This window comes from Nostoc sphaeroides (assembly GCF_003443655.1).
Taxonomy (GTDB): domain Bacteria; phylum Cyanobacteriota; class Cyanobacteriia; order Cyanobacteriales; family Nostocaceae; genus Nostoc; species Nostoc sphaeroides.
Genome location: NZ_CP031941.1, coordinates 1,511,135 through 1,536,111, shown reverse-complemented (window position 1 = coordinate 1,536,111; position 24,977 = coordinate 1,511,135). Strand labels below are relative to the sequence as shown.

The 24,977-nt window shown below is 40.9% G+C and carries 21 protein-coding genes and 1 pseudogene; 15 read left to right on the top strand and 7 right to left on the bottom strand.

Translation table 11 applies throughout. The annotated features are described in order from the left end of the window. Positions 1–60: 60 nt before the first annotated feature. From D1367_RS07120 to D1367_RS07075, 10 genes are all read left to right on the top strand, one after another. Positions 61–1,014 carry a stage II sporulation protein M gene (locus D1367_RS07120; RefSeq protein WP_118165150.1) on the top strand — a complete coding sequence of 318 codons (954 nt, stop codon included), beginning with the start codon at positions 61–63 and terminating at the stop codon, positions 1,012–1,014. A 201-nt stretch (positions 1,015–1,215) separates the two neighbouring features. Next, positions 1,216–2,259 (top strand): phosphate ABC transporter substrate-binding protein PstS, encoded by a 1,044-nt coding sequence (gene pstS, locus D1367_RS07115; RefSeq protein WP_118165148.1) that lies wholly within the window; start codon positions 1,216–1,218, stop codon positions 2,257–2,259. Positions 2,260–2,415: 156 nt separating this feature from the next. Next, positions 2,416–3,417: a phosphate ABC transporter permease subunit PstC gene (pstC, locus tag D1367_RS07110; RefSeq protein ID WP_118165145.1), complete on the top strand. Its 1,002-nt coding sequence runs from the start codon at positions 2,416–2,418 to the stop codon at positions 3,415–3,417. A 63-nt stretch (positions 3,418–3,480) separates the two neighbouring features. Next, on the top strand, positions 3,481–4,362 hold the full coding sequence (gene pstA, locus D1367_RS07105) for a phosphate ABC transporter permease PstA (protein WP_118165143.1): 882 nt from the start codon (positions 3,481–3,483) through the stop codon (positions 4,360–4,362). A gap of 156 nt (positions 4,363–4,518) precedes the next feature. Next, positions 4,519–5,298, top strand: a complete 780-nt coding sequence (pstB, locus tag D1367_RS07100; RefSeq protein ID WP_118165140.1) for a phosphate ABC transporter ATP-binding protein PstB — start codon at positions 4,519–4,521, stop codon at positions 5,296–5,298. 440 nt (positions 5,299–5,738) lie between these two features. Beyond that, a complete protein-coding gene (locus D1367_RS07095; protein ID WP_118165138.1) occupies positions 5,739–6,518 on the top strand; it encodes a phosphate ABC transporter ATP-binding protein in 780 nt (259 codons plus the stop codon). A 185-nt stretch (positions 6,519–6,703) separates the two neighbouring features. Then, positions 6,704–7,981 carry an IS1/IS1595 family N-terminal zinc-binding domain-containing protein gene (locus D1367_RS07090; RefSeq protein WP_118165136.1) on the top strand — a complete coding sequence of 426 codons (1,278 nt, stop codon included), beginning with the start codon at positions 6,704–6,706 and terminating at the stop codon, positions 7,979–7,981. Between the two features lie 81 nt (positions 7,982–8,062). Further along, entirely contained in the window at positions 8,063–8,767 is a 705-nt protein-coding gene (locus D1367_RS07085) for an SDR family oxidoreductase (protein WP_118165134.1), read from the top strand. Between the two features lie 106 nt (positions 8,768–8,873). Further along, positions 8,874–9,959 carry a 4-hydroxyphenylpyruvate dioxygenase gene (hppD, locus tag D1367_RS07080; RefSeq protein ID WP_118165131.1) on the top strand — a complete coding sequence of 362 codons (1,086 nt, stop codon included), beginning with the start codon at positions 8,874–8,876 and terminating at the stop codon, positions 9,957–9,959. A gap of 358 nt (positions 9,960–10,317) precedes the next feature. Beyond that, positions 10,318–11,010, top strand: coding sequence for an HAD family hydrolase (locus tag D1367_RS07075; RefSeq protein ID WP_118165129.1), 693 nt, complete (start codon positions 10,318–10,320; stop codon positions 11,008–11,010). A gap of 134 nt (positions 11,011–11,144) precedes the next feature. On the opposite strand, the gene D1367_RS07070 is transcribed toward D1367_RS07075, so the two are convergent. Next, the gene (locus D1367_RS07070) at positions 11,145–11,771 is read right to left on the bottom strand and encodes a CPP1-like family protein (protein ID WP_118165127.1); all 627 of its coding nucleotides are present in this window, start codon (positions 11,769–11,771) and stop codon (positions 11,145–11,147) included. 643 nt (positions 11,772–12,414) lie between these two features. On the opposite strand from D1367_RS07070, the gene D1367_RS07065 reads away from it, so the two are divergent. Beyond that, the gene (locus D1367_RS07065) at positions 12,415–13,134 is read left to right on the top strand and encodes a response regulator transcription factor (RefSeq protein ID WP_094348795.1); all 720 of its coding nucleotides are present in this window, start codon (positions 12,415–12,417) and stop codon (positions 13,132–13,134) included. A gap of 1,115 nt (positions 13,135–14,249) precedes the next feature. On the opposite strand, the pseudogene D1367_RS07060 reads toward D1367_RS07065, so the two are convergent. Next, positions 14,250–14,441: pseudogene (locus D1367_RS07060) on the bottom strand (DUF2811 domain-containing protein); the annotation flags it as partial. Positions 14,442–14,933: 492 nt separating this feature from the next. On the opposite strand from D1367_RS07060, the gene D1367_RS07055 reads away from it, so the two are divergent. Beyond that, positions 14,934–16,190, top strand: coding sequence for an MDR family MFS transporter (locus D1367_RS07055; protein WP_228674607.1), 1,257 nt, complete (start codon positions 14,934–14,936; stop codon positions 16,188–16,190). Positions 16,191–16,220: 30 nt separating this feature from the next. On the opposite strand, the gene hisIE is transcribed toward D1367_RS07055, so the two are convergent. Beyond that, positions 16,221–16,871: a bifunctional phosphoribosyl-AMP cyclohydrolase/phosphoribosyl-ATP diphosphatase HisIE gene (hisIE, locus tag D1367_RS07050; RefSeq protein WP_118165121.1), complete on the bottom strand. Its 651-nt coding sequence runs from the start codon at positions 16,869–16,871 to the stop codon at positions 16,221–16,223. A 101-nt stretch (positions 16,872–16,972) separates the two neighbouring features. Beyond that, entirely contained in the window at positions 16,973–17,161 is a 189-nt protein-coding gene (locus tag D1367_RS07045; protein ID WP_100899632.1) for a ChaB family protein, read from the bottom strand. 217 nt (positions 17,162–17,378) lie between these two features. On the opposite strand from D1367_RS07045, the gene hemL reads away from it, so the two are divergent. Continuing rightward, positions 17,379–18,677: a glutamate-1-semialdehyde 2,1-aminomutase gene (hemL, locus tag D1367_RS07040; protein ID WP_118165119.1), complete on the top strand. Its 1,299-nt coding sequence runs from the start codon at positions 17,379–17,381 to the stop codon at positions 18,675–18,677. 289 nt (positions 18,678–18,966) lie between these two features. Here hemL and D1367_RS07035 read toward each other — a convergent pair whose 3' ends face one another. Continuing rightward, on the bottom strand, positions 18,967–19,785 hold the full coding sequence (locus tag D1367_RS07035) for a fasciclin domain-containing protein (protein WP_118165117.1): 819 nt from the start codon (positions 19,783–19,785) through the stop codon (positions 18,967–18,969). Between the two features lie 636 nt (positions 19,786–20,421). On the opposite strand from D1367_RS07035, the gene D1367_RS07030 reads away from it, so the two are divergent. Beyond that, positions 20,422–20,952: a pentapeptide repeat-containing protein gene (locus D1367_RS07030; RefSeq protein ID WP_118165114.1), complete on the top strand. Its 531-nt coding sequence runs from the start codon at positions 20,422–20,424 to the stop codon at positions 20,950–20,952. A 306-nt stretch (positions 20,953–21,258) separates the two neighbouring features. Here the strand turns inward: D1367_RS07030 and D1367_RS30570 are convergent, their stop codons facing one another. Beyond that, the gene (locus tag D1367_RS30570) at positions 21,259–21,429 is read right to left on the bottom strand and encodes a hypothetical protein (RefSeq protein WP_181985093.1); all 171 of its coding nucleotides are present in this window, start codon (positions 21,427–21,429) and stop codon (positions 21,259–21,261) included. 355 nt (positions 21,430–21,784) lie between these two features. Between D1367_RS30570 and D1367_RS07025 the strand changes: the two genes are divergently transcribed. Continuing rightward, positions 21,785–22,549 (top strand): hypothetical protein, encoded by a 765-nt coding sequence (locus D1367_RS07025; RefSeq protein WP_118165111.1) that lies wholly within the window; start codon positions 21,785–21,787, stop codon positions 22,547–22,549. A 99-nt stretch (positions 22,550–22,648) separates the two neighbouring features. On the opposite strand, the gene D1367_RS07020 is transcribed toward D1367_RS07025, so the two are convergent. After that, entirely contained in the window at positions 22,649–24,772 is a 2,124-nt protein-coding gene (locus D1367_RS07020; RefSeq protein ID WP_118171188.1) for a tetratricopeptide repeat protein, read from the bottom strand. Between the last annotated feature and the right edge of the window lie 205 nt (positions 24,773–24,977).

Genomic DNA, 24,977 nt, shown 5'->3' with positions numbered 1-24,977 from the left:
ACTACGGAGATGAATTTGAGGTTATCTTAAGCTAAGTTAAACTCAGTGTTCCCAAAATTCATGAATATTCAACGTTGGATTGCGCGACGAGAACCAAATTGGCAGCGTCTGGATGCCCTATTAAGGCAGATAGAAAAAAAAGGGTTAAAGTCCTTAAGGGCAGCAGAAATTAGAGAGTTAGCGAGTTTGTATCGTTCAGTAGCGGCAGATTTGGCCCGGGCCCGCACTCAGCAAATCGGCAACACTTTGATACAAAGTTTACAATCTTTAACAACTCGTGCCTATACGCAGATTTACCAAGGTTCGCGGCGACAGGAATGGCAGGCAATTCTAAAATTTTACCAATGGGGATTACCCTCTGTAGTTCAGAAAACATTTGCATATATTGCTGCTGCAACGGCGCTGTTTCTAATAGGGGCATTAGTGGCTTGGTGGTATTCTTGGCAAAACCCTAGCTTTATGCCTTTGATCGTACCTGAAAGTTTGATTACCAAGGTGCGAGATGAGCATAAATTATGGATGGGGTCAATTGTCGGCGTTGAACCTCTGGCATCCAGCAGTATCATGATCAATAACCTATCGGTGTCCTTTGGTGCTGTCGCCGGTGGCATGACTGCTGGGCTATACACAGTCTATTTGATGGTTTTTAATGGCTTATTGATTGGTGCTGTTGGCACTTTAGTGGGCCAAAATAATCTGGCTTATCCTTTTTGGGCGTTTGTGTTTCCACATGGTTCTTTGGAATTACCCGCCATCTTTTTTGCTGGCGGTGCAGGATTTTTATTAGCAAGAGCAATTTTATTTCCTGGTAAATATCGGCGTGGGGATGCACTGAAATTTTACGGTTCTCAGGCGGTGCAGCTAGTATTTGGGATTGTACCAATGTTGGTTATTGCTGGTGCGATCGAAGGTTTCTTTTCGCCTAATCCCAGCGTACCTGATGCAATTAAATATTTGGCAGGAATGGGATTGTTTGTACTTTTGGTGCTGTATTCTAGCCGCAAGAAAACTTGAAATAATTTAAATGCCGATGAATTTGCAAATTGCAAAAGTAAATTATTATTAGCAAATAAAAATATTGGTGATAAAAAGCAAAACTTAAACCTATGTTAACTTTTATTTCATTCAATGTTAAATTAACTTTAACCAAAATAAATGTAACTTGATTAAGGCTGGAATTACAGCAGGAAAGTATTCCTTTATGTCAGAGGTTATATGATTTTTTCGACCACCATCTTGAATCGTGTCGTCGCTACTTCAGTGGTGACAACTTCTGTTGCACTTAGTCCATTTTTTGGTGCGATCGCACAAGCTCAAACTCTCAATGGTGCAGGAGCAACTTTTCCGGCTCCGCTTTACGAACGCTATGCTCGTGAAGTGAAAAAGAAGTATCCAGACTTGAAAATTAACTACCAAGCAATAGGTAGCGGCGGCGGTATTCGTCAAGTCACTGCTGGAACCGTTGACTTTGGTGGTAGTGATGCTGCAATGAAAGATGATGAAATCGCTAAAGTCAAGAACGGTGTAATCTTAGTACCCACAGCAGGCGGTGCTGTTTCTGTTGTTTACAATCTTCCGGGCGTTAATGATCTTAAATTGTCCCGCGCTACACTACCAGCAATTTTCTCAGGTCAAATTACCAAATGGGATGACGCAAAAATTAAAGCTGATAATCCAGGTGTCAATTTACCAAATCAAACAATTAAATTTGCTGTTCGCGCTGATAGTAGCGGTACAACTTTTATTTTCACCAATCACTTAAGTGCCATTAGCGGTTATTTTAAAGGCAGAGTTGGAGCTAACACTGCTCCAAAATGGAATCTGCCAAACGTCCTCAAAGGCAAAGGCAACCCAGGCGTAGCTGCTTTGGTATCTCGCACTCCCGGTTCTATTGGTTATGTAGAATATAGCTACGCTGTCCAAAATAACCTGAAATCAGCACTGGTACAAAATAAGAGAGGAGAATTTGTTGCTCCTTCTTTACAATCTGCAAATGCAGCTTTAGCAACTGTAACTTTCCCAAACAACTACCGCGTTTTTATAGGAGATCCAGGACAAGGTTATCCGATCGTCGGTCTTACTTGGATGATGGTTTACAAACAGTATGCTAATGCTTCTAAAGCTGATGCTATAAAAAAATGGATTAATTGGGTATTGAAAGACGGTCAACAGTATAACGATGACCTTAACTACACCAGAATTCCATCTGATGTGGCAAATCGGGTACTTCAGACAGTAAATAGCTCTGTCAAGCCTTAATTTGTAATCTTTTAGGACTTATGCATAAGAGATCCCCCAACCCCCTTAAAAAGGGGGCTAAGAGTCTCTTAAAACAGTGAACAATCAACAGTTATCAGTGAACAGTTAACTGATATCACTTTACTAGTAATAAAAAATCTCTTTAATTGATTTATAATGGCAAATTCATCGGAACCAGCCGACAGAAATTCATCAGATGATTTAAATCAAGGTGATGAAGATTTTAATCTAACAGCTATTGGCGGCACAAATTTATGGTTTGACCAAGGTTTTACACGGCTAGTATACTTTTTTGCCGCGATTACAGTTGCAGTGCTATTTTTGATGAGTTGGGTAATTTCACACGAAGCTCTACCAGCCATTAAGCAGTTTGGATTGGGGTTTTTGTGGAGCCAAGATTGGGATACAGGTAATCAGCTTTTTGGTGCATTACCCTATATTTATGGAACTTTGGTAAGTAGTGCGATCGCTATTTTATTCGCTGTCCCAATTGGCATAGCAGTAGCCCTAGTTACGAGTGAAAATTTCTTACCTCCATCGCTCCGAACTACCCTAGCATTTGTTGTTGAATTAATTGCAGCTATTCCTAGTGTCATTATTGGTTTGTGGGCAATTTTTGTTTTTATTCCAGTTCTAGAACCTCTACAAAAATGGCTAGCTAGCACTTTTAAATGGATACCACTATTTAATACAGAAGACCCTTCTGGGACTAATATTTTGACTGCTGGAATTATTCTAGCCATCATGATTTTGCCCACAATGGCAGCAATTACTCGTGATGTTTTAATGGCTATCCCTAAAGAATTACGTAGCGCATCTATGGCTTTGGGTGGTACTCGTTGGGAAACAATTTTTCGGGTTTTGCTACCAGCTGGATTTTCTGGAATAGTGAGTGCAGCAATGCTCGCCTTGGGACGTGCTTTGGGTGAAACAATGGCTGTCACTATGGTAATTGGTAACTCTGCTCAAATCAGTGCTTCTTTACTCAATCCAGGTTATACAATTCCCTCTGTATTAGCTAATGAATTTGCCGAAGCTGAACCGGGTTTGCATATAGGCGCTTTAAGTTATTTGGCGTTGATTTTGTTTGGGTTAACTCTAGCTGTAAATATTGGCGCTGTCCTCTTGGTTAAATGGGTTGGCAGGAAAAATAAATAGGCATATTTGAATACAAATACCTTGATGTAATAAGACGTTTATCAATCAAAATTCATAAAAAACATGAGTGGTTATATCCAGTCAGAAACTGATGAATCTCTGGCGAGAGAATTATGCAGTCCTCTGGCAACAGAGCGAGTAATATTTACATATACAATGAATGCGATCGCCTTTGGTTTTACAGGTCTAGCACTAATTCCTTTATTATCAATTTTGTGGGAAATCTTCGTTCGGGGAATATCTGGGCTGAAATCAGAAATGTTTATCAAAGCAGTTATTGATAATGGCTTTGGTAATGCCATCTTAGGAACCATAATCATGGTGGTAATTGGTGCTATTTTAAGCATTCCCACAGGGGTAATGACAGGAATTTTCTTAGCAGAATTTGGTCAAACCAACTCAATTGCTAGTATTGTTCGTTTTATCAGCAGTATTCTAACAGGCGTGCCTTCAATAGTTGTAGGCGTATTTGCTTACGGTGTAATAGTTTTGGTAACTAAAGGATTTAGTGCGATCGCAGGCGGTTTTGCTTTAGCCGTGATTATGCTACCTGTAATTATACTGACAACAGAAGAATCCTTAAAACTGATTCCCACATCTCAACGTCTAGCCTCTGCTGCTTTAGGCGGAACTCGCTTCCAAACTACCCTTCGCATTGTTGTCACTGCTGCAATTCCTGGAATTACTACAGGCATTTTATTAGCTGTAGCTCGTGCTGCTGGTGAAACAGCACCCTTAATTTTTACCGCTTTATTTAGTCTAGATTGGTCAGAAGGATTATTAAGTCCAACAGCTTCTTTACCAGTATTAATTTTTAACCTCTACAACGACCCCGACCCGCAAAAAAGCCAATTAGTCTGGACTACTTCTATAGTTCTACTTGGCTTAATTTTGTGTGTCAGTATTATCTCTCGCTTAGTTATTAGACAGAGAAGACTAAAGTAAAATAAATAATCTTTTGGATTATTTTGCATCTTGGCAAAGTATGATATTAAAATGGTAACCCGCCAGGTTCAAGCCTTGTTTTATGTGTCTTAATTACGAATTACATTAGCGTAGCGTTAGCGAGTCTTCGAGCGTCATTACGAATTACCAATTAGCATGAGTAACTTAATTCCAGCTATCAAAGTTAAAAATATTAGCTTTTACTATGGCACAACAAAAGCGATCGAAAAAGTGTCAATAGATATTTATCAAAAGAAAGTAACCGCAATTATTGGCCCTAGTGGTTGTGGTAAATCTACCTTCATCAAAATTCTGAATCGCATTAGCGAATTAGAAGGGCCTGTGAAAGTTGAAGGAGATGTAGAATTTTTTGGTCAAAATATTTATGCTCCCCGTGTCAACATCAATCGGTTACGCCGCCAAATTGGTATGGTGTTCCAAAAACCCAATCCTTTCCCGATAAGCATTTACGAAAATGTTGCCTACGGTATGAGGATAGCAGGCAGGTATTCAAAAGTAGAATTAGATGAAATTGTCGAATCTGCACTTCACAGCGCTGCTCTTTGGGATGAAGTGAAAGATAAGTTGGATAAATCAGCATTAGGGCTTTCTGGTGGTCAACAACAAAGATTATGTATTGCCCGTGCTTTAGCAGTCAAGCCAAAAGTTCTGCTGATGGATGAGCCTTGCTCGGCTCTTGACCCCATCGCTACCATGAAAGTTGAAGAACTACTCCATAGTTTGCAGTCTGAATTGACAATTGCGATCGTTACCCATAACATGCAGCAAGCCACTCGCGTCTCTGATTTTACGGCTTTCTTTAGCACCGATGAAAGTCGGATTGGTCAAATGGTTGAATTTGGCGCTACAGAGCAAATCTTTAACAACCCACTAGACCCCCGTACCCGCGACTACATTTCAGGACGTTTCGGTTAAGGCAAGCCCCAGCGTAAGTAGAGCGGCGTAAATAATTTGCATGTTTGTAGTGAACGCGAGTGCGTCTCTATGTGTATTCGATTAGAGCGCAATCTGCTGTATTAGATAAACTAGCTCCTCACTACCATGAGGTGTATATGATATTAATATTTCTTTCATTTATACATAGCTATTTTAAGTCGAACCAGCCCCAATCCTTTTTAATTGGAAAAGATGGCACATAAATCAATGTACCAAAGGTAGTATAAAAAGTCTGTAAAAGATTATTTTTGGAGCATAGTCTTAAATATAAATATTTACTAACAGTTTATCTGCTGGATGACTACTGTATAACTACGTAATTTCAATGAATATCTCCTTTTGGGAGTAACATAGTGAAACAGCGCTGCTGATTTGTACTACTTTACTTCGTCAACTTTTATTTCAGACGTTTTGGGGATATGAGTAAACTAATTCCAGCCATCAGAGTCAAAAACTTCAGCTTCTCTTACGACGGTCAAAAGATAGTTGAAGGCGTGTCAATGGATATTTACCAAAACCAAGTCACGGCAATTATTGGTTCTAGTGGTTGTGGCAAGTCTACTTTTCTTAAATCATTAAATCGCATGAGTGAATTAGAAGGAGATGTGAAAGTTGAAGGAAAAATAGAATTTTTTGGACAGAGTATTTATGAGCGTCGTGTCAACATCAATCGCTTACGTCGCCAAGTTAGTATGGTTTTTCCCAAACCAAATCTTTTTCCCATGAGCGTTTACGATAATGTCGCTTATGGGGTGAAATTAGTTGGATGGCATCCGAAAGTAGAATTAGATGGAATCGTTGAATCTGCCATCAAAGCTGCCGAACTTTGGGATGAAGTAAAAAATAAGCTGCACAAATCTGCTTTAGAGCTTTCTGGCGGCCAACAACAAAGACTATGTATTGCGCGTGCTTTAGCAGTCAAACCGAATGTTCTCTTAATGGATGAACCTTGTTCAGGTCTTGATCCTGTCGGTAGTATGAAAGTTGAGCATCTGATTCATAACTTGCGCTCTGAGGTGACAATTGTGATGGTTACTCACAATATGCAGCAAGTTACTCGCCTATCTGATTTTACAGCTTTCTTTTGCAGTAATGAAAATCGCATTACTCAAATGGTTGAATTTGGTACTACAAATAAAATCTTTACTAACCCCGTGGATTATCGCACCCGTGACTATGTTTTCGCCCGCGTTAGTTGAAGTTTTTGTAAAATTCTGGCTATTTAGAGAACTACCACATATTGCAAGCGTAAATTAGGGGTTAAACTTAATTTCCGCTTGTTTTAAGTTTTTATTGTGTTGGGCAATCTGAAGTGATGTTGACAACAGTTTTTATACTGTATATTTAGAGGCAAGTATCTCCTCTAGACCACCTGAATCACAAAATGAAATGTCCTCGGTGCGAATCTACTTTATATCGGAAAAATGGTCGTCGGAATGACAAGCAGAATTACCTCTGCAAAAATTGTGGTAAACAATTTCTTGAGCCTCCATTCCCTCGTTCTCTGGAAGGTGAGTTGCTTGCTAACAGCAATGGACATACTAAAGTATCTACGGACGCAACTAGAGAAGTTGCTTTAGTAAAAGACTTGCCAGAAGAAAAAATCACACAGAAGAGTCTTGGCTCTCTTACATTAGCTGAAGAACTGCTGCAAACTATATTATCACCTGATTGGCTAGAATCTGCTGCCTTCAGCCAATTTATCCAAAAATTTCAACAAAAAACTGAAATTAAACATCAATTAGAAACAGGAATCTCACTTCTGCTTTTAGATGCAGAAAACTTAAAATTAGATGTTAATTCTGAATTTTTTTTAGCCAGTGTCTGTAAATATCCTCTCCAAGTTAAAATTGCATTTGCTAACTGGAGAAATCCAAGTACTGGCAAGCAAGATGTTGAACTATATAATCGTGGCTATCAACTTGTCCATGTGCCTGGAGGTAAAGACAGTGCTGATGCAAAAATGATCGCACTTGGTGCTTGTGTCTTACGCTCTTATCCAACAGTTAAAGAAATTTTGGTCTGTTCTGGCGATGGAATTTTGATCCACCTGTGTAACGAACTCCAAAATCAGGGGTTAATCGTTCACTGGGTACGTAGACAAGGACAAAATTTGCAAATAGAAAACCGTAATACTGGCAAATTAACTCATTATTTCTTACCAATGGCAACAGAAGTTCCATCTTTGGAACAAGTGGTTGAGAAAATTCAAGATTTAATCAAAACTGAACAGGAATCAATCAATGTTCGATTAAACAGTTTAGTAGCTGTTGCAACTTTATTTCAAGAAAGATGTGATATCAATATTAAACATCATTCAAAGCAACCAGAAATTGAGGAACTAATCCCTGTTATAGATAACTCATCTGCACAATCTATTCAAAAAGAAGAAAAAGAAGTTTCTGCTGAAATTCCTAATGGAGAAACATTAGATAAATTACTATTAAAAATTATTCAAGATATACAAATTAAATCTCCTGATACTAAATTATCGGTGTCCAAGCTAGGTTCAGAGCTACAGAAAATCACCGGAGAATCTCCTAATTCAATTCTTAAAAAATTAAAGTTAGGTTCCAATTTTACCAAATATTTAAAATCATCTCCTACATTTACATTAAAGGCGAGTGGCAAGGAATATGAGGTAATACCGCTATGTAAGTAAATACTTTCTGGATGTCTACGTACAACTTGAGTCTATAATTCAGTATTATGTAAAAAGATGTAAAGAAATGTAAATATTATAATGCAGGATAAAGTCGTTGTTGTTGTCGGTGCTACTGGTGGTATTGGTTCAGCGTTAACACACAAACTTGCTCCTACTGGAGTTCGGTTGGTACTGGCTGCGAGAGATGTGGTTCGTTTAACAACACTGGCAAATGATTTACCAGGGCAAGTTTTGACCGTTCCCACCGATATTACTGACCCCCAACAAGTAAATATTTTGATAGAAAAGACGATCGCTGAGTTTGGTCAAATCGATATTTTAGTGAATGCCGCCGGTGCTGGTATACTCAAGCCTTACAACAGCCTGGAACCTGCTGATTTAGACAAGATGTTAGATGTCAACTTAAAAGGCAGCTTTTACACCACTCAAGCGGCTGCTGAAGAGATGCAAAAGCGCAAGTCTGGTCACATCTGTAACGTGGTAGGAATTCTGGGTAAGCATTCGATGGGAATGGCAGCGGCTTATTCTGCTTCTAAGTTTGGTGTTGTCGGCTTCAGCAAATGCATGGCAGAAGAACTCAAGCGTTTTGGTATCAAGTTCACGCTATTCTACTTTGGTGGGGTAGATTCTCCTTTCTGGGATAACGTCAGTCTAAAAGTAGACCGGAAAAAAATGCTTAGTCCTGAAACTGCTGCCAATGCGATTTTCTTTGCCCTTTCTGCCGAACCGCAAGCTGTACCAATGGAAATTAATATTCAACCTGATAGTCATTTGTTCTTTTAAAGTGGCAGTAGGCCTAGATAATTCTTGCTTAGGAAGGACGTGAAAATGTAGCAAAAATGGCAGTATTTACAGATATATAAGCTGTTATGCTAAATTTTCAGTATCTATGAAAATTGATCACGTTCATTTCTATGTAGACGACGCCAAAGTATGGCGGGATTGGTTTGTCCACCATCTTGGTTTTCAAGCAGTAGCCGATCGCAGTATTTCATTTCACACTTGTACAGAAGTAGTAAAAAGTGGTTCTGTCTGCTTTTTTCTATCTTCACCACTGTTACCCACAAGTCCAGTAGCTGAATTTCTGCGTCAATATCCCCCTGGTGTGGCAGATGTTGCTTTTGCTGTCGAAGATGTAGAAAGCGCGATCGCACTAGCTCAAAAACATGGTGCTACAATCTTACAACCCACCCAGGAACGCCAGGTGGGTACAGAATTCCTCAAGTGTGGCAAAATTGCCGCCTGGGGTGGACTGACTCATACGTTGATCGAAAAGTCATTGGTCATTTGTCCGTCGTCATTTGTAACTAACACAAATGACAATGGACAAATAACAACGGACAACACTTTTACCGCCATAGATCACATAGTGCTAAACGTGGCAGTTGGTGAATTGGATCGTGCTGTGGCTTGGTACGAAAAAATCCTAGATTTTCAACCCCAGCAGGCTTTTAAAATTAAAACTAATCGCTCTGCTTTACACAGTCAAGTGATGGTTTCGCGCAACGGTAGCGTCCAATTGCCAATTAATGAACCAGCTTCCAAAAATTCCCAAATTCAGGAATTTTTAGATGTTAATCGGGGGCCGGGAATTCAACATATTGCCTTGCGGACGACTAATCTTGTGAGTGCGATCGCTAAATTTCGTGCCAGTGGTTTATCCTTACTCTCAGTTCCCCAAACCTATTACACGCAATTAAAACAGCGTCCAGGACTTACACTATCACTTTTAGAACTGGAAGCGATCGCTCAACAGGAAATTTTGGTGGATTGGCAAGAATATACTCCTTTAGTGGGACGAAATACCGCGCCTTTATTACTACAAATTTTTACCCAGCCAATATTTGAACAGCCGACATTTTTCTTTGAGTTTATAGAACGCCGTTTCCAAGCTCAAGGTTTTGGCGAAGGTAACTTTCGCGCCTTATTTGAAGCTATTGAAAGCGAACAAATCAAACGCGGTACGCTGCAATGATGCCTTTTATTGATCGAGCGTAAAACCCCGTCCCGCAAGTGGCGTGGGGATGTAAGGGAGCCAGAGTCTCTGGTACAATACGAATACCTATCTGAGACATGACATTTTATCAGTCGTCTTTAGACGACTTTCGCTATTAGACTCAGAATTCATTCTGAGGCGGGCTAGATGAGAATGAATGCCACTATCTATAAAGAGTAGTTTTGCTTGGGTGTGTTAGCCTTTGGCGTAACGCACCAAGATTCTTAACTTCTAATTTTCGATGCCTGCACCCATATAAAAATAAGCTAGACTTGATACCCTGAAAAAATAGCCATACATCTGAGATAATTGTAATAAAAATTAACTTTTACCGCCGATGCTAAGACTGATTACTGACTTCGACGGACCAATTATTGATGTTTCCGAACGGTACTACCGTGTTTATCAATTCTGTTTAGAGAAAACCCGTCGCCCAGATCAAGTAGTGCAAGAACTTCCAAAAGCGGAATTTTGGCAGTTAAAGCGATCGCGTGTTCCCGAAAAACAAATCGCCTTCAATTCTGGGTTAGATGAAGCCCAAGCCCAAGAATTTGCCCAACTGCGGCGGCAAACTGTACATACAGAACCTTATTTCAACTATGATACTCTCGCACCCGGTGCTGTGGATGCACTGTTAAAAATTCAACAAGCTGGAATTGATTTAGCAGTTATGACCATGCGCCGAGTTCGGGAACTAGATTATGCCTTCAAAAAACACGATTTAGGAAGATTTTTCCCAGAAAATCGTTGTTATTGCTTGAGTAACGACTATGTTAAAACTCGTGATATTGAAGATAAACCTTTATTAATGGCTAGGGCATTAAAAGAACTGCCCCCGGCGGCTGATAGCTGGATGGTGGGAGATACAGAAGCCGACATCACCGCAGCTAAAAATTATGGGGTTAAGGTGATGGCTGTGGAATGTGGCATCCGCGATCGCACCCAATTGGAACTTTACCACCCCGACTTAATCGTTAAGGATTTCAGTGCTGCTGTAGATTTAGTCTTAAAACCTAAACAGCTTGTCTAAAAAGGCTTTCTCGCTGCAACAGATTGAATTAAAATAGGAGTCAAAATAAGTATTTTGACTCCTGACTCTGAAATTTTGAGAAGAACACACATAAACCATGTCTTCTTTATGGAAACTTCCTTACGGATATTGATTTACCGTAGAAAGCTACTAACCAACCACAACAATATAAACGTTAGTACAGTAGAAAACTGATTCGATGACAAATTCAGGAATGATATTTGTGGTGAAAGCCAGCTAGCAACTAGTCCCCCAGCGATTAAGCCAATTATTAAACTGACTAGGGTGAACAAAACTGCTCGGCCAAATTTACTTTCCTTGCGATTGAGAAAGTAAATACTAGCGCCTACCCCAACCACCAATGCCAACTGCAAAACCTGATCGCCTCCCTCCGGGTAAAACACACTGATAGAACTCAAACCGAGAAACCAAGCTCCCGGCAAGAATATATCAGCAGGCGTTGGTTGATCCAGCATCCGTTGCAGCCATGCAGGTGACTGCTCACGAGGGGTTGGACTTTCTTTAGGAGGCGATTGCACTCGCAACTCTGGAAACCGAATACGCTCAGGGACTTTAATTTTACCTTCTTGGCGCATCCGTAAGCGATCCATTAAAATCGCATCGTAAGCAGCTTCAATTACTTGTAAATGCTTGGCATCGCTACTATGTTGCTCGAATAGGCGATTACGAGCATCCTGAATTTCATCGAAGCTAGCCTCTTCTGATACCCCAAGTTTTTCGTAGGGATTTTGATCGCTCATGGGAGTTTGTTACTTCAGCCTCAGTCAGCGGCAGTCTTTTGTCGAATAAAAAACAGCTTTAGGTTTAGTTTTAATCGAAACTAAAGTTTAGACCTATTTTATGCCCTAACAGGATAGTAGCACGGGTTAGTTTAATCGACTTTGTAATTTTAACTATAGCAACTTTAACATATTGCTATAACTCCGTGTATACCCTCATGTCGTTGTCTAGTTCTGGCTCTAATCTAGAATTTGAACGGAGAGTACCTAAAACACATAGTTTTTATGAAAATATCAACTTTACTGTTTCAAATTTGGCAACTTACTGTGCCCTAATAGAATTTTTTTAATTATACTGAATAATCGCTTGTGGTATATATCCGCATATCGATTTAGAATTGAGACGTTTTAAGTTACCACCTAACTGGGATCAAGAACGTGTCTTGGTGTTAAGAACTGTTGCGGCTATGAGAGCGCTTATATACTGTGCCTAACAGAAATTTAGCGTTCTCGTCACCCACAATCCTGATTAGAGTATTTACTTTTGAATAATCAGGAATCTTATACCGTAGCCATGTAGATTCTTAGTTAGTCCCAAAGTGGCAACTGCGTTTTTACGCAAACCTTTTGTTAATCTTACGAATTTTTGTGCAAAGAAATGGTCATGGCTCCTGCCAAGATTCTTGTAGTTGACGACGATCCTGCGGTTCGGAATTTAATCCAACGCTTTCTGATTAAGCAGAACTATCAGGTGGAGGCTGCCGAAGATGGAAAAACAGCCTTAAATCTATTTGAGCAATTTAACCCTGATTTGGTGATTCTAGATGTGAATCTACCAGATGTCACAGGGTTTAACCTCTGCCAAGAGATGCAAAGTCGTAATGGTGTGTTTGTTTTGATGTTGACTAGCCGTGCTGACGAAGCTGACAAAATTCGCGGCTTTGCTAAAGGTGCTGACGATTATCTCACCAAGCCTTTTGGGCTAGGAGAGTTAGAAGTCAGAGTCGGAGCGATTTTGAGGCGTCAACGAGTGATAACTACTGCCGAGCAGAAACGCTTGGTATTTGAAAAACTTATGATTGACCCAGTGCGACGGGAGGTAGCGCTTAATAATCAAGCAGTACCTTTAACCGCTCTGGAATTTGATTTGTTGCATTTTTTAGCCAGTCATCCAGGTCGAGTTTGGCGGCGTGCGGAGCTAATCCAAGAGGTATGGGACTATGAATATGTCGGCGATCAACGGGTTGTAGATGTCCATATCGGGCAAATTCGCAAGAAGATTGAAATTGATGCTAGTCAGCCAGCATTAATTCAAACTGTACGTGGCGTAGGGTATAAGTTTGAATCTCCTGCTCACCCCCAGCACTTGGAAGCTAAGTCCTGAGTTAACAGTCTAGAGTTTTTTAACTCTTGACTGTTAACTCTTGGGGGAGGGATTAGTAAATAAATTTCTTTGGCTTTAGTAAAAGACAAATTTAGGCAGTCAAAATAGGTAAATATTGCTCAAATACACACCAGGTAGTTATTTGAGGTATTTGTTTATGCGTTTAAGACAGTGGACACGGGAGAGAGTCCACTGGAAAATATTTCTTTGCATCTGACTGTTTCGGTAGACATAAGTCAATACGGTTCAGTTAGGGCTAAAACTCTTTGTCAAAGTCAATTTTTTTAACGAACCGCCAAGAACGCCAAGGACGCAGAGAGAGGAAAGAAGAGCTTAACTGAACCGTATTGAGACATAAGTAGTCAGACAGAATTAATTACACAATGTCATTGCGAATGGAGCGAAGCGGAATGAAGCAATCGCAAGGGCTGGGATTGCTTCGCTTCTCTTCGAGACGCTAACGCGAACGCTCGCAATGACTGTAAATATTTTTGTCCGACTACTTAAGGCAATACGCTTGGGTTATCGCCAAAAATCTTAAACTGTGTAGGTTGGGTTGAGGAACGAAACCCAATATTTCCGTGGCTTTGTTGGGTTGCGCTTTGCTTAACCCAAGCTACTAGCGTGGCAAGCTTAATTTATTGGGTTGAGTAATTCTGTTCATGAGTGGATTTTGGTTTTCGTGAGTTTTTGAAAATAAAACCTTTATACAACAAGTAATAACGGTCAGCTAATATATTCAAGTCTTCGCTCAATTCTAAATTTTGCGCTATTACCAACTAGTACAGCGCGGCGTAAATAAACAGACCATTCAAAATCAACGGAACGCTTACTCTGTCTTAATTTTGAATGCGTGAATTTTGAATGCGTGAATTTTGAATTCCGCCTTGCGGTACTAGTAGTTTTAGCAACAGGAGAAACTATTGGAACCTCTTTAAGGATCAGAATCTACTTTATTGTAATATTACCCCGATATGAGCGATCGCTTTAAATCAAAATCCCATTGATGGGGCACGGTTTGCCGTGCCCGTATTAGGGCTTCATACCAATACCTATGGGGTATCTAGTAAATTAGCTGTTGCTGGTGAGTCGGTACAGGGCATTTCTACTGAAGAGTGGTGGAACAAAGTTTCCAGATAGACTCGGGCAGCGCGGCGATCGCTATCTCCATTTTGGAGTAAAAACAATGATAGCGCCGCCGTCAATACTCTGTTTTCATCCCAATCAGGATGGGCTTCTAAGTAGTTTTTTAAGGATTCGTGGAGTGTTTCGGGAATTTCTGTAAAGATGCTAACCGTTGCTTTCATGAGATTTTCCTCCTATGAGGATAATCAAGAGGGACAAGTTGCTTGCGGTGAAACGGCTTAGTTAAGGCTGCCTCACACGCTCTTTCGCCAGCCCGCCAATCTACGCTTACATCTGGTGGTAATATATTTTACACATTTGATGCCAACGGTTGAACGGATTACAAAAGCAAGCCGAATCATTGTGCGCCAAGAGGGGGTGGGTTTGTCAATGCTGCGAAATGTTAAAAACGAGTGTATAAAAAATAAATGCGAACGGAATAATCAGCATTTAAAGCTCTTTTTCGTTACATAACTTTATAAAAACTCAGTCCTTTAAGTTCCTTCCCACTGTTTATCAACAATCCCCAACAAGAGAGTAAGAAGCCCATTAGCTCGTAGATAACCTGTGGAAAACTGTTAAAATCCCTGTGGAAACCCTGTGGAATGAGTGAGGAAAATAGCAGCCAATGATAAGAATTACAAAAATGTCACGGAACCATGACATTTAAAATCATGAAATTAGCTTCGCAATCGCAGTTATCATCGTGGCTGCCCTCGATACATCGCCAGGTATGGATTTTTGCAATTGGTAGATTTCTGTCGGAAGTTGGTACTGGCTGTACGCTGTTTTACGCCCCCATCTTTTTTGTCAATCAAGTTGGTTTATCTGCAACCAGTGTTGGGGTAGCCTTGGGTAGCGCTTCGATTTCCGGCGTTGTAGGGCGGATTGTAGGTGGTTCTTTGGCTGATTCTGAACGCTGGGGACGCCGCCGCACTTTGTTGCTAGCCACGGCGATTTTAGCAATTGGTTCTCTGGTTTTAGCTACAACCAGTGATTTTACGATTTTGGTAATCGGTAGCTTGATTAGCGGTTTGGGGATAGGTTTCTATTGGCCGGCGGCTGAAGTTGTTGTTGCTGACGCCAGCCAGATTGACAATCGCCGCGAAACTTTTGCGATCGCTCGCCTAGCTGATAATCTTGGGTTAGCGATCGGAATTATGCTGGCTGGGTTTTTGATCTCGATCATTGGGAGTTATCGATGGCTATTTGTAATTGATGCCATCTCTTTTTTAGTGTTTTTTGGGGTTGTCTATGTAGGAATTAGTGAAACTGAACAGCAGCAGATAGAGGAATCTGAAAAGACAGAACTTTTTGCTTCTTGGATAGCAGTATTAAGCGATCGCCGTTTCCTGGTCTACATAGCAGTTAATATATTCTTTACAATTTATATTTCTCAAATCCACAGCACCCTGCCGCTTTTCTTCAAAAACTTTGTTATAAAAAGTACTACAGAAGGATTTGCTCAAACTACGATTAGCGTTCTATTTGCTTGGCATCTGGTGTTCGCCATCATCTGTCAGTTGCCTGTCACTAGCATCTTAAAACGTTGCTCTCACACACTCGCGCTTACTGTTTCCGCTATTTTCTGGGCAATTGGTTTTGGCCTGATTTGGATAAGCGGCACTGCCCCATCTCATCATCTGGTTTGGGCAATATTGGCATTAGGAGTATTTGCTGTGGCGATTGTCTCCTATACCCCATCTGCTGCTTCTTTAGTGACGGAGTTAGCCCCGGAAAATCAACGCGGCGTTTATTTTTCCATCAACGCTTTGTGCTGGGCTGTTGGCTCATTTATTGGTCATCCCTTGGGTGGATGGGCATTAGATCAACCACAAATTATTACCAATAGTTACTGGTTATGCTTCATCTTGAGTGTAGCGATCGCTGTAGCAATTTTACAATACCTGAATCGAATTTTGGCTGAGTAGGGGCGCACAGATGTGCGCTTATTTTTCCCTCTATTGACGACGTTCTTGCAACTTACGATATACAGATTTTAAATCAACTTGATGGTGAGCTAAGGCAACCAAAGTATGATATAGCAAATCAGCCACTTCACCTGCGATCGCATCTGCTTCATCATCCTTAAAGGCCATTACTACCTCAGCAGTTTCCTCACCGATCTTTTTCAAAATTTTGTTATCGCCACCTGCGAATAATTTACAGGTATAAGAACTTTCTGTCGGATTATCGCGGCGATCGCATATTATTTGAAACAATTGTGACAATGTATCCCCTGGTGGTGGGGCAATTTTCCCTTCTATTTGATGAAAGCAACTGCGTTCTCCAGTGTGGCAGGCAATATCTCCTAATTGCTCTACACCTACGAGCAGCGCATCACTATCACAGTCATAACGGATACTTTGCACTTTTTGAATATGTCCAGAAGTCGCACCCTTGTGCCACAATTCTTGCCGGGAACGACTCCAAAACCAAGTTTCTTCAGTTTCTAAAGTTTTTTGTAACGACTCCTGATTCATCCACGCCATCATCAGGACAGTACCATCCAAATAATCTTGGACAATTGCAGGCACTAGACCCCGTTCATCGTAGCGAATTTCCTCAACAGGGATGGCGTTATGCAGTGAGTGCGAATCGTTAGAAGACATACCAGCTAGTTTGCTCTAATGAGAATAAATCATGGATTCACGATACCATTCTCAATAGGGCAACTGGCATGTTTTTTTGAATTGAACTATTTTATCTAGCTCTAAACAAGAACATTCCGTTCCATAGCAGACTGCATCTTTACAGCACTCAGTGCCACTTTGTGAGCTTTTGAGGCTTCACCATACCAATGGATCGCCGAATTAAAAGCTGCTCGGTAAAGATCCTGGTATGCTTCAGATAATCGAGTTTGAATATCTAGAGGTAAGTCTTTATTGGAGTTGTATAACATATTATTATTTTTTGTTTCAGCTATTTATATAGGACAATACACTTCAGTTAAGGATTTTTGGTACTGATTTGAAACCTGTAGAGACGCGAAATTTCGCGTCTTTACCAAGATTTTTGGGCTTAACTGAACGGTATTGTTATATAGGATAGAAATTCTAAGTAGTTTTTGAAACTATCCTAAGATAGAGCTTTTTATTGCCCACTGTTAGGAGAGAACCTTGGTAAATACCACAATTAAAACAACAAAATCACAAGAAGTTTTCGCGGCTGCTCAAAACCTCATGCCTGGAGGAGTCAGTTCTCCAGTTCGTGCCTTTAAATCTGTGGGCGGACAACCCATCGTTTTTGATCGTGTTAAAGGCGCATATATTTGGGATGTAGATGGCAACCAATATATAGACTATGTAGGCACTTGGGGCCCAGCTATTTGCGGTCATGCTCATCCAGAAGTAATTGCAGCTTTGCATGAAGCTTTAGAAAAAGGTACTAGTTTCGGCGCTCCTTCAGTTCTAGAAAATGTTTTGGCAGAAATGGTCATCGATGCCGTTCCTAGCATCGAAATGGTTAGATTTGTCAACTCTGGAACTGAAGCTTGCATGGGAGTTTTGCGACTGATGCGGGCTTTCACAAAACGAGATAAAATCATCAAGTTTGAAGGCTGCTACCACGGACACGCCGATACGTTTCTAGTGAAGGCGGGTTCTGGAGTTGCCACACTTGGCTTGCCAGACTCACCAGGAGTTCCGAAAGCGGCAACTAGCACTACTTTAACCGCGCCTTTTAATGACTTAGAATCCGTCAAAGCCTTGTTTGAAGAAAACCGCGACGAGATTGCTGGTGTCATTCTTGAGCCAGTTGTCGGCAATGCTGGATTTATTGCACCTGATGCTGGCTTTTTAGAAGGATTACGAGAACTGACTCACGAACATGGAGCATTATTGGTATTTGACGAAGTGATGACAGGCTTCCGTATTGCTTACGGTGGCGCTCAGGAAAAATTTGGCGTGACACCCGATTTAACAACCTTGGGTAAAGTTATTGGTGGTGGTTTGCCAGTAGGAGCTTATGGCGGTCGCCGAGATATTATGTCAATGGTTGCCCCTGCCGGCCCCGTATATCAAGCTGGGACTCTTTCTGGTAATCCTTTGGCGATGACTGCTGGTATTAAGACTTTAGAATTGCTGCAAAAGCCAGGTACTTACGAGTATCTTGACCGGATTACTAAAAAGCTAGCAGATGGTTTGCTGCAAATTGCTAAAGAAACTGGTCATGGGGTATGCGGTGGTCAAATCAGCGCCATGTTTGGCTTATTCTTTACCTCTGGCCCAGTTCATAACTATGAAGATGCCAAAAAGTCTGATACAGCCAAATTCGGACGCTTCCATCGGGGGATGTTAGAGCGTGGTGTTTACTTAGCACCCTCTCAATTTGAAGCTGGGTTTACGTCTTTTGCTCACACTGAAGAAGATATTGAGCAGACTTTAGCAGTTGCACGGGATGTAATGTCTAGCCTTTGACAGTTTGCGACCTAAAGGTGCGTAGTTTATCAGCTTTGAATTGAGGGGTAAACAAGTTCGTAGTAAGGACTTTAGTCCTTGTTTTTTAAGCACTAAAGTCCTTACTACAAACTTTTCATTACTAACTTGACAGACTACTAATCGTCTATCCCATTAAATATAATGGGTGAACTCATTCTTAACTTTTCTTCCTTTGCGCTCTTTGCGTCCTTTGCGGTTCGTTCTTTTATCCCTCAAAATTAATGGGACAGACCACTAATCTGCTACAGGTTGTACTTGTACCTAAAAACTACAAGTCAGGAGGCAAAATCACCTGATCAATTGCGTGGATAACACCGTTAGAGCCTGTGATATCTGCCTGTGTCACTTTAGCATCATTGACAGTTACACCGGTCGCAGGATCAACTTTAACGTTGATTGCGCCACCTTCAAGGCTTTTAACTTCGCCAGACTTCAAATCAGTGGACAATACCTTACCAGGTACTACATGGTAAGTTAGAATCTTGAGCAATACTTCTTTGTTGGCTGGATTTAACAATTCTTGCAAAGCATCTTGTGGTAACTTAGCAAAAGCTGCATCAGTAGGTGCAAAAATGGTTAAGTTGTCTTTGCCTTGTAAAGCTCCGGTTAATCCTGCGGCTTTCAAAGCCCTAGTTAAGGTTGTAAAGGAAGCGTTTGACTCTGCCAACCCTAATAAGTTTTGACCTTGAGTACCTGTTGTTCCTGGTGCTGATGGAGTTGTAGGAAGTGTCTCAGTGGGTTGAGTTCCTGGGGTAGTGGGTGTTGGTTCACTAGGTGTAACGCTACCACCACGGTTATAGGGCGGCTCGTTGAAAATACTTGGTCTGGGATTTGTTACACTACCTTTCTGTGCTACTTGCTTGCGTTTGGTATTGCCCTTTTCTATTTCGGAAGCAGCTTCAACAGGTGTGTATTGAGCGTTTACTTGAAGACGTTGACCCTTGTTATAGGGGGCTTCGTTAAAAATACTGGGGTTAGGATTTAGTGCCTCTTTAGCTTCAGATGGTAAAGTAATAACCAGGCTCAAACTGCTAAATCCTGCTATGCCTGCCAATGTGATCAGCAATTTGCTGTAATTTGTCTTCATAAATTTTGTTTGTCTTTTTGTCCACACATTACATAAAGATTTATAACATTTTGCTATACACAAAATCTAACCTTAGAGGGAAGAAAAATTTTTCCCTAGAAGAGTTTGTTCGGGTCAGGTAAAATATCAAACTTCGGCTCACGCTGAGAATTATGAAATATATTTAGCACATATTTTATGTAATGAGTATATTTTTTTCCTCACACCAAAAAGAGTTAAAAAGGCTCAGTAGCTATAACACCACAATTGAGTATAGCGATCGCTTTGCACTAATGCTTAAGTTTTTAAATCCCTCAACATCCCTCCCAAGTATGAAAGTAACTCACAACTCTAGGTAGTAGCGCCAGTAGTTGAGGATGGCTAGTTTAGATAGAGGTAATTCGATACAGCGATTCTGGGTTGAGTCCAATACAGACCTAACCCCCAGCCCCTTCCCTATAAGGGAAAGAGAGTAGGATTCAAAGCTTTTTTCCTAAAAGAAGAGAGGTCAGAGTGTATTGCATACAAACGAGAAACGCTATATTCACTCCGGTTTGATTCACCACACCAATCCTCAGTGGCGCGTGCTAGGGATTTACTGCCTCTGTGAGTAAGCTGGATAGCTTTAATTAAACGTTCCTTAGCACAGTGACAGATATGAAAGCAGATCAACTTCTGAAAAACTATGCCGCAGGTGTTAGAGACTTTACTGGTGTCAACTTGAGCGAGGCAAACTTAAGGGAAGCCAATCTCAGTGGCATTATTTTAGATAAAGCAATTTTAGATGGAGCTAATCTAAGTCACGCTAATTTAGCCCAAGCCAGTTTGATTGAAGCAGACTTAAATGGAGCAGATTTGAGCAATGCTGACCTCAGTGGTAGCAACTTAAGCAAAGCTATCTTGGATGGAGCTATTTTGGATGGAGCAGCAATGGAAGGAGCTAATTTGAGTCAGGCTGATTTGACGGTTGCTAAACTGATTGAAACTAACTTGAGTGAAGCGGATTTGCAGGAAGCTAATTTGATGGCGGCGAATTTAGATGGAGCCGATTTGAGTGGTGCAGACTTAACTGTAGCCGACTTATCCCAAGCAAATCTCGCTCAAGCAGATTTGAACCAGACTAATTTGAGCGGAGCAAATTTCGATGGAGCCAATATAGAAGGAACAATCCTGGATGAGAATGTGTGACCACTCGCTTCTCTACGAGACTCTGCGCGAACGCTCGAATTCAAAAGTCAAAAGTCAAAAGTCAAAAAAGGGATACAGCAGTCCTAAATTTATTTATGGGGTTCAAAATTATTGAATGAGTGAATGCATGATTTTTGACTTCCCCAAATGCGAATTTATCGAAAAAGCTTCATGTTCAAAACCTCGCCCGAAGTCAAGCGAAAAAATCCTTGTATTCTCTTGGTAGGTTGAAACCCTCTGCCCGTTGTGTCAGGCTTAGTTTAATTGCGAATTGCTCTCTTCGTAGCGGGGCGTTCGCTTTTAGCGTCAGTTGCCCATTGCGAACTTGTGCCGAGCGACTTGTGCCGAGCGACTTGTGCCGAGCGACTTGTGCCGAGCGACTTGTGCCGAGCGAAGCCGAGGTAAGCCGAGGTAAGCCGAGGTAAGCCGAGGTAAGCCGAGGTAAGTTGAGGTATTGCGAATTGATTTCATAACCATTTTCAATTCAGTGAGGTACAGGTATACAGACAGACCTAACCCACGAGCAAGCTTCCCGTTTCGGGAAGGGGGAAAATTCAAAGTCTCTCTCCTTGTAGGAGAGAGAAATAGAACTGAGGTTTTCCAGATGACCTGAATTGTCAGAATGGTTTATCAGGCATTAGTCGCCATTGGGCAAAAATCTGCGATTAAATCAGTCTATGTAGGGTTGCATTCTGGAAGTTGACAAGTAAAATAGGAAACACTGCTTATCGGCTTGGTACTCTTGGGAAAAAAACCATGTAGTTAAAAGCACGTTAGGCTAATATGCGATGGGTGAAAAATCTTAGACCTATTGCCTAAAGCTAATAGCCCCATGTTAACAACACTTCCAGATACTTCTGCCAACTTGGCGATCGCTTTGTTAATTAACTATAGTTTTGATCTCAGTGGCTATACTGCCAATGAGCTAGTTGAGCGTTGGCAAACGCAATACCCGCTTAATTGGCTACACTTGGCAGTGATTGAGGCACTATATCAAGGTCGTTATAAAGCTGTTTCTGTGCAGCAAATTTTAGTATTTTGGCAGCGCCGGGATCAGGCTACATATCATTTCAACATGGAATTTGAACGGATGATTTGTAGCAAATTTCCCCAAAGTTTAACTTCATCGCCTGCGCCAGCCCTACCGCCAGCGAAGAAAAACCCCACTGTAGAGAAAGTCACGAGTCCTCAATTACCACCGGCTAAGATTCGCAACGGCTATCAACACAGCAATACTGCAACTCTACAACTGAAAAGTTACGAAGAAAAAACTTCTTTAAATGATGAAGAAAGCAAGCAGGAAGCTAGGGAGAATAAAACTGTCCTGAAGTCTCCCCTTTCTGGAAAATTTGCCTCTTCAACAACACTTCAGTTATCGTCTGCTGTCAGCCAAAGGCAAGCTTCACAAGAAAATCCACCGCCTTTACCATCACCAATTCCTCACCAACGACAGCCAAAACTGCTCCCACCTGCTGCCATTCATGCCCCAATCGGGCAATTTACTCCAGAAAAAAGCGATCGCTCTGAGTCTTTTACATCTAAACTCAAAGCGATGTCTGGGGAACAGAATCCGCCAATTGGGGGGAGTAGGGAGTAGGGAGTAGGGAGTAGGGAAGTAGGGAGTAGGGAGCAGGGGGAGCAGGGGGAGCAGGGGGAGCAGGGGTGGAATAAGTAATGCCCAATCCCTTTGAAATCGCTACTGTGCAACTAACTGCTTAAAGCGCTCATCGTCGGCAATTTCATCAAAATCGAGGTCGGTTGCTGCGTCTTCTTTATACCTGGGATTAAGTTCAATTGCTTGTTGTAGAGTTAACAGACATCGGTCAACTTGTCTTTGTAGTGCGTAACAGGCTGCTTTGTTGTAATGGGCACTGGCATAATCTGGGTTAATTTCTAAGGCTTTGTTAAAACTAGCGATCGCTTCATCATCGCGCCCCAATCTTACCAACGTATAACCGCGTTTATCCCAGATTTTGGTATAATTGGGTTGGAATTCCAGTGCTTTATCAAAAGATGCTATTGCCTCTTCGTATTGTTCCAATGCTACTAGGGAAAGGCCGCGATTCAACCAAGCAACACCATCATCAGGCTTGATTTGTGTAGCTTTATCAAATGAGTCAAAGGCTTGCTGATGCTGTTGTAAGTTACCAAAAGCAACGCCCTGATCGCACCAAGCTTGATGATAATCTGGTTGAATCGCAATAGCTTTATTGTATGATGCGATCGCATCTTTGTAGCGTTTCAATCTCCCTAGAGTTAGACCTCGTTTTAACCAAGCCACAGGTTCATCAGCTTGAATTTTAACCGCTTGGTTGTAAGCTGCGATCGCATCTTCATAGCGCTTTTGGGAAAATAGCTCATCTCCCTGTTTTACATATTCATCAGCAGTAAATTCTGGTTGTTGTGGCTGTTCTTGTATTTCTTCTTCAACTTCAGAATTTACAACCTCTGGGATGGATGCAGCTTTAATCTCAACGTCAACTTCAGAATTTACCGCCTCTAAGATAGATTCAGGTGTAATTTCAGTTAGTTCTTGAAGGATGAGATCCTTTCTTTCTTGGGCATCCAATTGTAACTCAGATAGTTGAGAAACAAACTCAGTTTCTAATCTTTCTAACTTCTCCAAAATGAGAATCTTTTGTTGTTGAGCATTCCATTGTAAATCTGAGAATTGTGAAGTAAACTCAGAACCAGATTTTTCTAAATTCTCAATGATTAGCTCTTTGCGTGTTTGAGCATCTACTTGTAATTCAGATAGTTGAGCGGCGAATTCTGATTGTAATGTTGCTAAACTCTCAACAATTTTGTTTTTTTGTTCTTGAGCATCTACCTGTAATTCAGATAATTGAAATTTCAATTCCTTATCTAATATTCCTAAATTCTCAAGTATTATATCTTTTTGTTGTTGAGCATCTACCTGTAATTTAGATAATTCTTCCGCAAATTCTGACTGCAATTTTGTTAAAGTTTCAATAGCTATATCCTTTTGCTTTTGAGCATCAGACTGCCATCTTGAAAGTTGAGATGTGAACTCAGACGTTGATACTTCTAAATCAGCAACGGCTAGTTCTTGCTGTTGTTCCACACCTAACTTTAAATTAGATAGTTCCTCTGCGATGACAGATGCTACTTTTCCTAGATTATCTAGCGCTATATCTCTTTGTTGTTGAGCATCAAACTCTAACTTAGATAGCCCAGAAGCAAATTCTGACTCTAAAGTTTGTATATTCTCTTGAGATTTTTTCAGTTCAGTTTCTAATCTAGTTAATACCTGTGCTTTAGCTAAATCTAGTTCAGATGTAAGGTTAGATAAATATTTTTTTTGTTCGTTTTTAATCTGTTGTTGTAAACTAGCCGTTTCCTCTTCTAATTCATAATTTATTTTTTTAGCTTCTTGAATAAGATTTTCAGCCTCTTGTTTAACGGTGGCTAGCTGATTTTGCAATTTTTCCATTCCCTGTAATTGTTGCATAGCTCTATCAACAATTTCACGGATTACCACCCGTCGCAGGAGCCAAAATAAAGCAATGATTGCGACTGGAAATAGACTTAATATAACTAGCCAGACATTGAGTAAGATAGTTGTCCGGCTAAAAGCGCTATTAAAATCAGATTGGACTTGCTGTTGAATTCGCTTTTCCGCTCGTAGCCGTGCTAATTCTTGACGCTCCTGATTCGATAACACCACAGCAGGAGTTAGTGCTGGGGAAGGTGATGGTGCAGATTGTCCACTGGTAATTGTAGGGGACAGCAGTAAGGGTAAAAAGACAATAGTGCTTTTTACAATTAAAGCGAAAACAGCTTGATTTTTGCTCTTCATAACAACCATCTCAGTCTGTTGGTCAGTTTTTGAAGCGGCGTGCCTCTCTCCAATCTATAACAGAATTAAGTAGTGAAATGTTATAGAGGCAGTGGAAAATGCTGAATAATCCTTAACTAATCTGTTCCCTCGCCCTTACTGTACGTACAACTTCACTTGTGGAGCGCAGTCAAATTTTCAACATTTTTTAGAGATAGTATTATAA

What these genes read in the sequence shown, in the direction of transcription:
- D1367_RS07120 (WP_118165150.1), top strand. Translation starts at nt 61, where the DNA reads ATGAATATTCAACGTTGGATTGCGCGACGAGAACCAAATTGGCAGCGT.
- pstS (WP_118165148.1), top strand. Translation starts at nt 1,216, where the DNA reads ATGATTTTTTCGACCACCATCTTGAATCGTGTCGTCGCTACTTCAGTG.
- pstC (WP_118165145.1), top strand. Translation starts at nt 2,416, where the DNA reads ATGGCAAATTCATCGGAACCAGCCGACAGAAATTCATCAGATGATTTA.
- pstA (WP_118165143.1), top strand. Translation starts at nt 3,481, where the DNA reads ATGAGTGGTTATATCCAGTCAGAAACTGATGAATCTCTGGCGAGAGAA.
- pstB (WP_118165140.1), top strand. Translation starts at nt 4,519, where the DNA reads ATGAGTAACTTAATTCCAGCTATCAAAGTTAAAAATATTAGCTTTTAC.
- D1367_RS07095 (WP_118165138.1), top strand. Translation starts at nt 5,739, where the DNA reads ATGAGTAAACTAATTCCAGCCATCAGAGTCAAAAACTTCAGCTTCTCT.
- D1367_RS07090 (WP_118165136.1), top strand. Translation starts at nt 6,704, where the DNA reads ATGAAATGTCCTCGGTGCGAATCTACTTTATATCGGAAAAATGGTCGT.
- D1367_RS07085 (WP_118165134.1), top strand. Translation starts at nt 8,063, where the DNA reads ATGCAGGATAAAGTCGTTGTTGTTGTCGGTGCTACTGGTGGTATTGGT.
- hppD (WP_118165131.1), top strand. Translation starts at nt 8,874, where the DNA reads ATGAAAATTGATCACGTTCATTTCTATGTAGACGACGCCAAAGTATGG.
- D1367_RS07075 (WP_118165129.1), top strand. Translation starts at nt 10,318, where the DNA reads ATGCTAAGACTGATTACTGACTTCGACGGACCAATTATTGATGTTTCC.
- D1367_RS07070 (WP_118165127.1), bottom strand. Translation starts at nt 11,771, where the DNA reads ATGAGCGATCAAAATCCCTACGAAAAACTTGGGGTATCAGAAGAGGCT.
- D1367_RS07065 (WP_094348795.1), top strand. Translation starts at nt 12,415, where the DNA reads ATGGCTCCTGCCAAGATTCTTGTAGTTGACGACGATCCTGCGGTTCGG.
- D1367_RS07055 (WP_228674607.1), top strand. Translation starts at nt 14,934, where the DNA reads ATGAAATTAGCTTCGCAATCGCAGTTATCATCGTGGCTGCCCTCGATA.
- hisIE (WP_118165121.1), bottom strand. Translation starts at nt 16,871, where the DNA reads ATGTCTTCTAACGATTCGCACTCACTGCATAACGCCATCCCTGTTGAG.
- D1367_RS07045 (WP_100899632.1), bottom strand. Translation starts at nt 17,161, where the DNA reads ATGTTATACAACTCCAATAAAGACTTACCTCTAGATATTCAAACTCGA.
- D1367_RS07035 (WP_118165117.1), bottom strand. Translation starts at nt 19,785, where the DNA reads ATGAAGACAAATTACAGCAAATTGCTGATCACATTGGCAGGCATAGCA.
- D1367_RS07030 (WP_118165114.1), top strand. Translation starts at nt 20,422, where the DNA reads ATGAAAGCAGATCAACTTCTGAAAAACTATGCCGCAGGTGTTAGAGAC.
- D1367_RS30570 (WP_181985093.1), bottom strand. Translation starts at nt 21,429, where the DNA reads ATGGTTATGAAATCAATTCGCAATACCTCAACTTACCTCGGCTTACCT.
- D1367_RS07025 (WP_118165111.1), top strand. Translation starts at nt 21,785, where the DNA reads ATGTTAACAACACTTCCAGATACTTCTGCCAACTTGGCGATCGCTTTG.
- D1367_RS07020 (WP_118171188.1), bottom strand. Translation starts at nt 24,772, where the DNA reads ATGAAGAGCAAAAATCAAGCTGTTTTCGCTTTAATTGTAAAAAGCACT.